Origin of the sequence: Microbacterium trichothecenolyticum (assembly GCF_000956465.1) — a bacterium.
In the GTDB taxonomy this organism is placed as follows: domain Bacteria; phylum Actinomycetota; class Actinomycetes; order Actinomycetales; family Microbacteriaceae; genus Microbacterium; species Microbacterium trichothecenolyticum.
On the sequence record NZ_JYJA01000029.1, the window covers coordinates 99,997 to 112,373 of the forward strand.

Here is a 12,377-nt window from a genome sequence, read left to right on the forward strand (position 1 = left end):
TCTCTCGTTGCTGTCGTGTTCGTAGGGCACAGCGGTCAGTACCAGACCATCGATTCGGCGTTGCCCGTGCCGCCCGGGCCGCTGTAGCTCACCCAGCTGGTGTACCCGGTGTAGCCGGTGTAGCAGCCCAGCTGCACGCTGCCGTTGGCCGGCACATAGAAGGTGCGGTTGCCCCATCGACCCTCGGTGTCGTTGCAATTGAGCGTGTAATTGCCGGCGACCCAGTTCTCGACGTTCAGCACCATGTAGCCGCAGGACGCGCTGCTGCAGCCCGGCATGCCCTGGGCGCTCGAGCCCTTGCTGGTCCAGGCGCGCGGCTTCGGGGCATCCACCGTCCGTGCCGAGTCCGACACGACAGCACTCCATTGGCCGGCGGCATCCTGTGCGCGCGCGTCGATCCGGTGCGTCTCGCTGTAGCCGTAGTTGGCCGACGTCGACCCGTTGTTCGCGACGTTCTGCCAGCCGCCGCCGTCGATGCGGATCTGCATCTGGGTGATGCCACGACCGTTCGGCGACGGGGCGCTCCACGAGTACGTGATCGATCGGCCATTGGCGGAAGCCGACACACCCGGGTTGCGGACGGGACCGTACGGCTTGGCCACGTTCGACGCCGCCGACGGGTCGCCGTTGTACCGCACCCCGTCCATCGCGGTGTACGCGCGCAGCCGCACCGTGTAGTCGGTGCCATTGCTGAGCCCGCCGATGGTGTTGCCGGTGAGCGACTGCCAGTTGCCGCCGTTGAGCGAGTACTCGTACTTGACCTCGCCGGCCGTCGCGCCGTTGCCGGGCGCGGGCGAGTACGACACGTCGATGCTGCTGTCACCGCGCGGCGTCGTCGCGCTCACGGCCGTCGGCGCACCCGGCACGCCGAACGCGCGACGCGGTGCCGATTGAGCACCCCACGCACTCCAGCCCGCCTTGTTCGAGGCGCGGACGCGGAACGTGTAGTCGCTCGTGGACGTCGCGACGTTGATCGCCTGACGGGTCTGCGTGCCCGGGATGCCGGTGACCGTGTTGATGACGCTCGAGCCCTGCATCACCTGCACCTCGTAGCCCGAGATCGCATCGCCGTTGTCGGCCGGCGCACCCCATACCACCTCGAGCTGGGCCTGATTGCCCACCGGGTCGAGACGGTTCACCGACGGGGAACCGGGGGCCTCAGGCGCGCGCGCCGGGATCTCGCTCACCGACCACGGGCTGAAGCTCGACGGGTCGGGCGCGCGGTTGTGCGCCTGCACGCGCACCTGGTACGCGACGCCGTTCTGCAGCCCGTCCCACACGATCGAGTTGCCCGTGACCTCGGTCTTCTGGCCGAGCCCCGACGGCGGCGCGGGCGAGATCTCGAGCGTGTACTTCTCTACCGGCGAACCCGGCGTCGTCGGCGTCACCCACGAGACGGTGAGACTCCGGTCGCCGAACACGAGGGTGGGCGCGGCCGGTGTGTCGGGCCGGGCGTCGGGGCGGGCCGTCTCGGACGGCGCCGACGGGTCGGAGGGGCCGACGCGATTCTCGGCCACCACGGTGAAGTTGTACTCGACGTTGTTCGTCAGCTGGTCGAGGGTGCACGTGGTCGCGAGGCAGACCTTCTCGTAGCCGCCGGTCGTCGAGGTGACGAGGTAGCGCTCGATCTCGGCGCCGTTGTTGGCCGGCGGCGTCCACGACAGCACGACCGTGCGATCCTGCACGCTCGAGACGATCGGGGTGCCCGGAGCATCGGGCTTGCCCTGCACGGTCAGCCGGATGCGGCCCTCGACCTCACGATCGGGATCGCCCGTGGCGTCCTGCACGCGATAGCGCACCACCATCGTGCCGAAGAACTTGGCGTCCGGCGTGACCTCGACCTGGTCGCCCGCCACGCGGACATCGCCCTGACCGGTCTCGGTGAGCGCCGTCGTCACCTTCAGCGGCTTCCCCGGGAAGGGGTTCACGTCGTTGCTCAGCACCCCCACGGTGACGGTCTTGCCTTGGTGGGCCTCCGGCACGATGTCGTCGTTGGCGGTGGGCAGCTCGCGCGTCGATGCGATCACTCGCACGTTGACGGTGCCGTCGACCGGCTCGGTGGTGCCGTCGTCGATCCTCAGGCGGATCGTCGCCGCGGTGCCCTTCTTCGTCTCGGCCGCCGCGCTGACCTTCAGCTCGTCGCCGTCGATCGTCGCCGTCATGCCCTCGGGAGCGCCGCCGACGATCTGGTACTCGATGCGGCCCGCGTCCTCGGGATCGGGGTCGGTCGTGAGTCCGCCGAGGTCGAGCGTCGTCGCGTCCTCGCCGGGCGCGACATCCATCTGCCCGTTCACGAACGTCGGCTGCTGGTTCGCTGGCGGCAGCACGGTGATCGGAAGGGTCAGCGTGGCCTTACGACCCTCGGGGTCGTCGGGCCCGGTCCCGTCGGTCACCTCGAAGGTGATGGCGTCCGGTCCGAAGTAGCCCTGCGCCGACGTGTAGACGAGCGTCGTCTGATCCTTGATCAGCGACGAGCCGTCGTTGTGGGCGGCGGTGACCTTGGCGGCCTCGGTGATGACGACCTTGCCGCCGCCCGCCGCACGCACGTACTTCGAGAGCGCCAGCTCGACGGTCTCGCCGCTGTTGACCTCGACCGGCTCGGCCGACACGAGGGTGGGCGGCAGCGAGGAGAGAGAAGGGACGTGGATGAACGCGGATGCCTCGTTCCCGTCGCGGTCGGTGATCGTGTAGGTGACGAGCCGGTCGGCGTCGCCGAGCGTGATCCGCACCTTGCCGTCGGCGAGCACGCGCGAATCCGCGTCGGCCACCTTCAGCTCGAGGTCGTCGACCGTGCCGTCGGGGTCCTCGTCGTTCGCGAGCACCTCGAGGTCGACGACGCCGTCCTCGACGTCGGCCGCGCGGACGTAGTCGTCGCGCGCGATCGGCTTCTGCAGGGGCACGTCCTCGGCGACGGTGATCTGCAGCACGGCCTTCGCCTCGGCGCCGCGCGCGTCGCGGATCGTGTACTGCAACGACGTCTCGACGGGCTGCGACGGCGAAGTGACCACGACGCGGTTGCCGTCGACCTTCGCCTTCAGGCCCGCCACGTCGGGCAGGATCAGGCCGTTCTTGACGATGCCGAACTCGTCGCCGTCGGGATCGGAGTCGTTCGCGAGCACCGGCACGGCGACCGAGCGACCGGGACGCATGATCACGGAGTCCTTGACGGCGTACGGCGCCTGGTTCACGCCCTCCGGAGGCGCGATGCCGACGCGGATGGTGGCCGTGGCCTCCGCGCCGAGGCGGTCGCGCACGCGGTAGGTGAAGGTGTCGACGCCCGCGGTGTCGTCGAACGCCTCGTAGACGAGGTGGTCGGATCCGGTCTCGGTGATCCGGCCCTTCCCCGGCGATGATGCGAGGCCGACGAGCTCGACGGAGTCGCCGTCGGAGTCGATGCCGTCCAGCGGCACCGCGATACGCACGCGACTGCCGCCGAGAACGCGGGCGGTGAGGTCGCGTGGGCGAGGGGCCGCGTTGGTGTCGGCGTTCACCGGCAGCACCTGGATCGTGATGTAGCCGGCGTCCTTCTGCCCGGTGCTGTCGACGGCCTCGTATGTCGCGTAGACCGTGCCCGGCTCGTCGGAGGCGCGGAAGCGCACGGTGTCCTGCGAGACGAAGATCTCACCGTCCTCGGGCTCGATGAGGGGCGGCACCAGCTCCGGCGCGACGTGGATCGTGTCGCCGTTCGGGTGGTAGTCGTTGTCGAGCACCGGGATGGTCACGACGTCTCCGGCGCGCACCACCACCTGGTCGTCGTTGGCGACCGGCGGGCGCAGCTGAGCGGGGGCCGGGATGGGGATCACGATGACGTCGCCCTCGGCCGACTGCGAGCCGTTGGAGATGCGGTACGAGATGCGCACCTGCTCAGACAGCGCCGCCTGGTCGCTGATGCGGAGAGTCTCGTGGTTCAGCACGGCCACCGCGACGCCCGAGTTGGGCTCGACGGTGACCGACTGAACGACGAGGATGCCGCCGGAGGGGTCGGAGTCGTTGGTCAGGACGTTGACGAGCACCTCGCCGCCGCTCGGCAGCAGGGCGACGTCGCGCACGGCGACCGGCGGCAGGTCGGTCTCGCCGTCGGGGAGCACATCGACGCGCACGATGCCCGGAACGCCGGCTGCTCCTGCGGCGACCATGTACTGGACGTAGTACGTCCCCGGCGTCGCCGAGCGGAACGTGAAGGTCTTGTTCGCGTAGTCGGGGACGATGTCGGCACCCGTCACCGGGTCGACGCGCGCAAGGCGCAGCGGCTCGCGGCCGGCGCCGACGTCGTTCGCGAGCGGGGAGACGGTGGCCGTCTGTCCGGCGCGGACGGCGATGTAGTCGGCGTTCGTCACCGGGTCGATCGAGCCGACCGGGCGCACGTCGAAGCGGACGGTGCCGACGGTCACATCCGACCCGTCCGAGACGGTGATCTCGACATCCTTGCGGCCCTGCGTGCCGCCCACCGCGCGATACGTGATGCGCCCGTCCGACGTGTAGTCGGCCTCGTCGCCCTCCGCCGGCTGGACGGAGCCGAGGAACACGTCGTCGCCATCGGGGTCGATCCAGTCCGGCAGCACGCTGTATGTGATGGTGCCGCCGGCCTCGACGGCGACGGTCGTCACGCGATTCTGCTTCGGCGGCGAATTGACGTCCCAGCCGTGCACCGCGAGCGAGACACGGGCGGTGTCGGTGCCGCCACGCCCGTCGGAGACCTCGTACGTGAAAGAGGTCGAGCCCTGGGCGTCCTCCGGGACCGCGATCTGCAGCGACCGGCCGTTGTCGATCGACTGGATCTCGCCCACCGAGGGGCCGCCGTCGACGACGCGCGTCGTCAGCACGTCGCCGTCGGGATCGCTGTCGTTGTCGAGGATGGGCAGGATCGTGGTGCGGCCCGGACGCACGCCCAGGTCGTCGTCGTTCGCGTCGGGTGGGGTGTTGATGTCGGAGCGCTCCGGGAGGACCGTCTCGGTCGTCTCCTCGGTGGTCTGCTCGTCGTCCTCGGTCTCGCCCTCGGGAGGGGTGATCTCGTCCCAGTTGTCGACGCGCTGCAGGTCTTCGGCGGCCATCCAGGTGGCTCCGCCGACGACGTCGTTGAGCACGACCACGTCGCGGTTGACGCGGAACTTCAGCAGCGATGTCGGCTCGATGCCGTCGATGTCGGCCGCGAGGTCGTCGGCCTCGCCGGCGCAGTCGCGCACGAACCGGCCCGAGCCCGTCCACGCGGCGTAGCCGCAGCCGTCGAGCCACACCGGCGCGGCCGGCGCGCCGTCTGCACCGGCCTTCACGCTCGTCGGCTCCGACCCGTCGAACGGCACGCGCACGAAGGCGGAGGCCGTGGAGAGCGCGACGGCATCGGACGCTGCGGACGGCTGCTGCAGGACGGCGTTGCGTCCGCCGTCGATCTCGGACGCACGGCCGTCGACGATCACGGTCGCGGTGGCCGTGTCGAGCACGGCGGGTTTGTCGCCGACAGCCGTGACCGAGAGCTCGGCCTTGCCGTCGATTCCGGGCAGCCCGGCTCGCGAGGGCTCTTCCGGGGTTCCGTCCGCCCCGACCCGGATCGTGATCAGCTCGGCGCTCTCGGGCGAGACCACGTAGACGACGCCGTCGACACCGACCGCGACATCCGCTCCCTTGCCGACGCTGGCGGTGGGGTCGGTGCCCTCGATCTGGAACGAGCCGACGCTTGCGCTCGGAACCACCCACAGGTCGCCGGAGGCGCGGTCCAGGATCGCGACCGTCTCGCCGCCGAGCGCCACGTCGGCGTCGCCGGGCAGGCCGGCAGCCCCCGACAGGGCGACCATGGCGGGGTCGATGACACTCACGGACGAGCCCGAGTCGTCGACGAGGAGGACGGTGCTGCCCGACTGGAGGATGTCGTAGTCGTCGCTCGTGGTGCGCAGGCCGCCGTCGAGCACCTGGGACTCGTGGTTGAAGTGGCCGACGAGCAGGCTCGACTGCTTCGTCACCCAGACACCGCCGTCGTGGAGGTCGACCTCAGTGGTGGGCACGCCCTGATAGACGAACGCGAGCGTCGTGATCGTGACCGCCGCAGCCGTCACCGCGCCCGCCGACGCGAGGGCGCGCGGGCGCGCGCGAAGCCAGGCGAATGAGCTCATGGGACGTCGGCCTCCTCCGGGGCATCGTGCGTCTTGTCGTGGCGTGGGACCCCGGCGAGGGGCGTCGCGAGCTCACAGAAGACCTGGGGGAACACCCCAGCCTAACCCGCGGCACGGGGTGTGACGAGACAGGGAGTGTCAACTCCGGAGATCGTATTCCACCTGATCAGACATGATCGATGGGGACAAACACCCATCCCCGGCCGCGGGCTTCGGTCACGCGCCGACGTACTCCCGCAGATGCTGGGCCGTCAGCGTCTCTGCACCCGCGACGAGGTCGGCGGGCGTGCCTTCGAACACGATCGAGCCGCCGTCGTGTCCGGCCCCCGGACCGATGTCGATGATCCAGTCGGCGTGCGCCATCACGGCCTGGTGGTGCTCGATCACGATCACGCTGTTGCCGGCTTCGACGAGGCGATCCAGCATCCCCAGCATGTTCTCGACATCGGCGAGGTGCAGCCCGGTGGTCGGCTCGTCGAGCACGTAGATCGCGCCCTTCTTCGCCATCGAGATCGCGAGCTTCAGGCGCTGACGCTCGCCGCCCGACAGGGTGTTGAGCGCCTGGCCGAGCGTGATGTAGCCGAGGCCGACGTCGATCATGCGCATCAGAGTCGTGTGTGCGGGACCTTTGGAGAAGAAGACGGATGCCTCGGCCGCCGACATCGCGAGCACCTCGGCGATGTTCTTGCCGTCGAGCGTGTACTCGAGCACCTCGTCGCTGAAACCCGATCCCTCGCAGAGCTCGCAGAGGGTCTCGACCGTCTGCGTGAACCCGAGGTTCGTGATGATCACGCCGAGGCCGCGGCACGCGGGACAAGCGCCCTCGGAGTTCGCGCTGAAGAGCGCGGGCTTGACGCCGTTGGCCTTCGCGAACGCGGACCGGATCGTGTCGAGGATGCCGGTGTACGTCGCCGGGCTCGAGCGCCGGTTGCCCTTGATGGGCGACTGGTCGACGACCACGACGTCGTCGAAGCCGGGCACGTTGCCGTGGATGAGCGACGACTTCCCCGACCCCGCGACGCCGGTCACGACGGTGAGGATGCCGAGCGGCACATCGACGTCGACCTCTTTGAGGTTGTGCTGGGTGGCTCCGCGGATCTCGAGCGCGCCCTTCGCGGCCCGCGTCGAGTCCTTGAGGCGCGCGCGGTCGCCGAGATGCCGGCCGGTGATGGTGCCGGACGTGCGCAGACCCTCGACATCCCCCTCGTACTGCACCTCGCCGCCCGCGCGGCCGGCGCCGGGACCCAGGTCGACGATGTGGTCGGCGATCTCGATGACCTCGGGCTTGTGCTCGACCACGAGCACCGTGTTGCCCTTGTCGCGCAGCAGCTTCAGCAGCCGGTTCATGCGCTGGATGTCGTGGGGGTGCAGGCCCGCCGTGGGCTCGTCGAAGACGTAGCTGATGTCGGTGAGTGCCGAGCCCAGGTGCCGGATCATCTTCGTGCGCTGCGCTTCGCCGCCCGAGAGCGTGCCCGAGGCGCGGTCCAGGGACAGGTAGCCGAGTCCGATGTCGATGAACGACGCGATCGTCTGGCGCAGGCCCACCATGAGCGGCGCGACCGAGGGGTCGTTCACCGTGTCGAGCCACACCGCGAGGTCCGTGATCTGCATGGCCGCAGCATCCGCGATGCTCGTCCCGTTGATCTTCGATGACCGCGCGCCCTCGTTCAGGCGCGTGCCGCCGCAGTCGGGGCAGGGCAGGAACTTCACGGCACGGTCGACGAACGCGCGGACGTGGGGCTGCAGCGAGTCGCGATCCTTCTGGAGCATCGACTTCGTGATCTTCGGCACGAGACCCTCGTAGGTCATGTTGATGCCGGCGATCTTGACCTTGGTCGGCTCCTTGTAGAGGAAGTCGGCGCGTTCCTCGGCACTGTAGTCCTGGATCGCCTTGGCGGGGTCCACGAAGCCGGACTCGGTGAACGCCTTCACCATCCAGCCGTCGGGGTTGTAGCCGGGAACCTGGATGGCACCCTCCCTGAGCGACTTGGTCTTGTCGTAGAGCTCATCGAGGTCGACGTCGCTCACCTCGCCGAGGCCCTCGCAGCGCGGGCACATGCCGCCGGTGATCTCGAACGAGCGGCGCTCCTTGACCTTCTTGCCGCCCTTCTCGAACGTCACGGCGCCGGCGCCCGAGACCGAGGGGATGTTGAACGAGAACGCCTGCGGAGAGCCGACGTGGGGCACGCCGATGCGGCTGAACAGCAGCCGCAGCATCGCGTGCGCGTCGGTCGCGGTGCCCACCGTGGACCGAGCGTTCGAACCCATGCGCTCCTGATCGACGATGATCGCCGGGCTCACGTTCTCGAGCGCGTCGACCTCGGGTCGGCTCAACTGCCCCATGAACTGCTGCACGAACGTCGGGTACGTCTCGTTGATGAGGCGCTGCGATTCGTTCGCGATCGTGCCGAACACCAGCGACGACTTGCCGGACCCGCTCACCCCGGTGAACACCGTCAGGCGGCGCTTCGGGATGTCGACCGACACGTCCTTGAGGTTGTTCTCGCGGGCGCCGACGACGCGGATGACCTCGTGCGAATCAGCGATGTGGGACTCGGATGCCATGCCGACGAGTATGCCGGTCACCCCGGACACCGCGCTTCCTGAATCCTGCTCGATCCGGACCACCTCGGGGGTTTGGGGCGCAGTTATTCCGTTGGGGCGGAGAATCTGCGCCCCAACGGAAGGAATGCGCCCCAAACGCGGGGGACGGGGGACGGATGCTGCGCCTCAGGCCGCCTCGGAGTCCGCAGGCTCGATCGCGAAGTTGTCGCGGAAGACGCACGTCGGGTCGTAGGTCGCCTTCACGCGACGCAGTCGGGAGAGCGTCGCGGGCGGGAAGGCCTCGGCGATCCGCTCCGGCCGCTCGGACGAGTCGAAGCTCAGGTACATGCCGTCGACATGATCCGCGAGCGTGCGCCACTGGGCGTCGAGCCGGTCGGGGTGGGATCCGAGTGCGGCGACCGAGAAGTTCGCCGACCGGTGCGCGTACGCGGTCGCGTCCTCCGCGACGTCGGCCACCGCCCCACCGACCGAGCGGAGCTGGAAGAACGGCACGGCGCCGGAGTCCAGCATCCGTGACGCCGCCTCCGCGAAGGCGGGCGTGACGTGCTCGATGAGCCCGGAGCGGGAGTGCGGCTCGCCGGCACCGTGCTGCGGGCCGAGGTCGGCGTTCGCCATGATCTGCGCGTAGGTCGTCAGCTGCACGGACTGCTGGACCAGGGGGGCGAGCTCGGCGAACGGCTGCAGGCGGGCGATGATCGTGTCGGGGTCGTCGGAGTCGACGATCCCGTAGAGCTGGACGACCTGCGGCTGACCGGGGCGCGGTCCGCCGGTGAGCAGGAACAGCGTGAGGTCGCGCGGCGACTCCTCGACGATGCGCCCGTAGCCCTCGAGGAACTCCGCCACGTCGTCCACCTGGAACGCGAGCTGCGCGTAGCCCACCTGACCGACTTCCCGGGCCTCGAACTCGAACGCCGTGACGATTCCGACGTTGGCGCCGGCCCCGCGGATCGCCCAGAAGAGGTCTGGGTGGGTCGAGGCATCCGTCCGCACGATCGAGCCGTCGGCGAGCACCACCTCGGCCGCCCGGAGATGGTCGATGGTGAGGCCGTGCTCGCGGGCGAGGAGGCCGATGCCGCCCGCCGTCGCGAGACCGCCGACGCCCACGCCGCCGTAGTCGCCGGACGTCAGCGCCCAGCCGTGCTCCCCGAGCGCTGCGGCGACCTGCGCCCAGCGCGCCCCCGGTCCGATGCGCACGAGCCTGCGGTCGGTGTCGAGCACCTCGATCTCGTCGAGGCTGCGGAGGTCGATCACGATGCCGCCGTCGTTGGTGCTCCGGCCGCTGATGCCGTGGCCACCGCTGCGCACCGCGAGAGGAAGTTCGGGATGCCGCCGCGCGAACGCGAGCGACTCTGCGACCTGTTCGGCCGACGAGGGCTGGAGCACGATCCCCGGCCGCCCGCCGCGCATGTAGGTGGCGCGCACGTCGCCGTACTCGAAGTCGCCGGGCTCGATCGCGCGGAGGCCGGCCGGCACGTCGTCGTACGCGATGCCGTCCCGGCGCGCGGCGAGGGCCGCGGCTGACCGCACCGGCGCGGCGTCGACCCCGCGGGTGCCGCGCTCGGCGGCCACCAGCTCGCGAACGGCGGGGGCCACCTCCTCGCCGAAGCGCTGGAGCAGGTTCGGGTCGTCGCCGGCGAGGATGAACGTGCCGATGCCGTCCTCGACCGCGAGCTTCGCGAGGCGCTCGGCGAACTCGCGCGGATCGGCGGCGAGCTGCCCGATGTTGAGCAGACGCCGGATCTCGCGCGGGTCGCGGCCGACGGACTGCGCAGCCTCGTCGATCGCGGCGTTGCCCTTGGCGAGGTCGCCCGGCTGCATGTAGCCGAGCGACGGCAGCCATCCGTCGCCCTTGCGCCCGGTGAGCGCGAGCATGCGCGGCTTGTACGCGCCGATGTGGATCGGGATGTCGTGCGCCGGCCGCGGCCCCCGCTTCGCGCCGTGCACCGCGTGGAACTTCCCGTCGGTGAACACGCCCCGCCGTTCGTCGGTGCGCCACAGCTCGCGGATGAGGTCGATCGCCTCGCCCAGCGCCGTCACGGCCTGACCCGGCGTGAGCCGCCTGCCGCCCATCGCTTCGATGGCGTCCCAGAATCCGCCGGCACCGAGGCCGAGGTCGAACCGCCCGCCCGACAGCAGGTCGATGCTCGCGGCGGCGCGCGCCACGACGGCGGGCGGGCGCAGCGGCACGTTCAGCACGTTGGGCGCGATGCGGATGGTGGAGGTGCGTGCCGCGACGAAGGACATGAGCGTCCACGTGTCGAGGAACGCGGGCTGATACGGGTGGTCCTGGAAGGTGACGAGATCGAGACCGGATGCCTCGGCCACCTGCGACAGCAGCACCGGGGCCTCGGGGCTCGCGGCGGAGGGGGTGATGAAGGCGCCGAATTCGAGCGGGTGTCCGTAGTCCATGAGGTCCTTTCAGCCGAGTGCCGCGGGGCGACGGATCGCTGCGACGCCGGCCGGTGAGTCGGGGGCTGCCTGGGGGTCGGGACGCATGCCCGAAAGGAGGATGTCGAGGAGCAGGTCCCGGTCGGCAGGGACGCCGAGACGCACGGCGTGCTCGACACCGCAGAGGAGTAGCTGCAGTTGCGCGGCCGAGACGTCGCCGCGCACGACGCCGTCTCGCTGGGCCCGCGAGAGCACCGCGTCGTAGCCCGCGAACACCTTGCCCCGCGCCGCGGCGCACTCGTCGTGCAGCACGGGATCCGTGCGGGCCATGTCGGTGAGCACGGCTTCGAGACCGCCGTCCTCGAGCTGGAGCGTCAGGGCGTCGTCGAGGAACCCCCGGAACGCCTGCCGCGCGTCCGGTTCGGCGGTCGCGCGGTCGGCGGCGTCGCCCAACCGCACCAGCGTGTCGACGCTGAGCGCCTCGACGAGCGCTCTCACGGTCGGGAAGTGCCGATAGACGGTGCCGATGCCGACGCCCGCATCGCGGGCGATGTCGTTGAGTCGCAACGCGCGCACGTCATGCCGGCGCGCGACCTCGAGGATGCGCTCACGGCTGCGCAGGGCATCGGCTCGGGGGCTCACACCCTCAGCCTACACCCGAAACGGATGAACTATCCGTTTCTACGGAGCCACCCTCCAGCAGCCGTCGACGTGATCGTCGACCATGCCGGCGGACTGCATCAGGGCGTACATCGTCGTCGGGCCCACGAACCGGAACCCGCGCTTTCGGAGCGCCTTGCTCATCGCCGCCGCCTCGGCGGTGATCGCCGGAACGTCCGCGAAGGTCGCCGGGCGTCGGTGGGATGCCGGGGCGAAGGACCACATGAAGGCGTCGAGCTCGCCGGGCTCGAGCTCGAGCACCAGGCGCGCGTTCGAGATCGTGGCCTCGATCTTGGCGCGGTTGCGGATGATGCCGGCATCCGTCATCAGACGTGCGATGTCGTCGTCGCCGAACGCCGCCACCGCCTCGGTCTCGAAGCCCGCGAACACCTCGCGAAACCGCGGGCGCTTGCGGAGGATCGTGATCCACGACAGCCCCGCCTGGAACCCTTCGAGGCTCATCTTCTCGAAGAGGGCCCGGTCGCCGTGCAGGGGCACACCCCACTCCTCGTCGTGGTAGCGGGCGTACTCGAGGTCGTCGCCAACCCACGCGCAGCGCGCGCGGCCGTCGGCGCCGAGGCGGACATCGGTGCTCACTGCGCCAGCCTAGGCTCCCCCGCCGACGTCGCCGGAGTTCAGACGCGCGTCACCACGCCGATT

General features: G+C 70.2%; 5 protein-coding genes. All 5 read right to left on the bottom strand.

Annotation, left to right across the window (positions count from 1 at the left end; all coding sequences use genetic code 11):
• Window positions 1-35: 35 nt before the first annotated feature.
• Window positions 36-6,104, bottom strand: a complete 6,069-nt coding sequence (locus tag RS82_RS06050) for an Ig-like domain-containing protein (protein ID WP_045297652.1) — start codon at window positions 6,102-6,104, stop codon at window positions 36-38.
• Between the two features lie 216 nt (window positions 6,105-6,320).
• The gene (locus RS82_RS06055) at window positions 6,321-8,669 is read right to left on the bottom strand and encodes an ATP-binding cassette domain-containing protein (protein WP_045297704.1); all 2,349 of its coding nucleotides are present in this window, start codon (window positions 8,667-8,669) and stop codon (window positions 6,321-6,323) included.
• 165 nt (window positions 8,670-8,834) lie between these two features.
• Entirely contained in the window at window positions 8,835-11,078 is a 2,244-nt protein-coding gene (locus RS82_RS06060; RefSeq protein WP_045297653.1) for an LLM class flavin-dependent oxidoreductase, read from the bottom strand.
• A gap of 9 nt (window positions 11,079-11,087) precedes the next feature.
• Window positions 11,088-11,699: a TetR/AcrR family transcriptional regulator gene (locus RS82_RS06065; RefSeq protein WP_045297654.1), complete on the bottom strand. Its 612-nt coding sequence runs from the start codon at window positions 11,697-11,699 to the stop codon at window positions 11,088-11,090.
• Between the two features lie 39 nt (window positions 11,700-11,738).
• Entirely contained in the window at window positions 11,739-12,314 is a 576-nt protein-coding gene (locus RS82_RS06070) for a DNA-3-methyladenine glycosylase I (RefSeq protein ID WP_045297655.1), read from the bottom strand.
• Window positions 12,315-12,377 lie beyond the last annotated feature (63 nt).

Bases quoted from the DNA above. Each gene is read 5' to 3' on its own strand.
- RS82_RS06050 (WP_045297652.1), bottom strand. From the start codon at position 6,104: ATGAGCTCATTCGCCTGGCTTCGCGCGCGCCCGCGCGCCCTCGCGTCG.
- RS82_RS06055 (WP_045297704.1), bottom strand. From the start codon at position 8,669: ATGGCATCCGAGTCCCACATCGCTGATTCGCACGAGGTCATCCGCGTC.
- RS82_RS06060 (WP_045297653.1), bottom strand. From the start codon at position 11,078: ATGGACTACGGACACCCGCTCGAATTCGGCGCCTTCATCACCCCCTCC.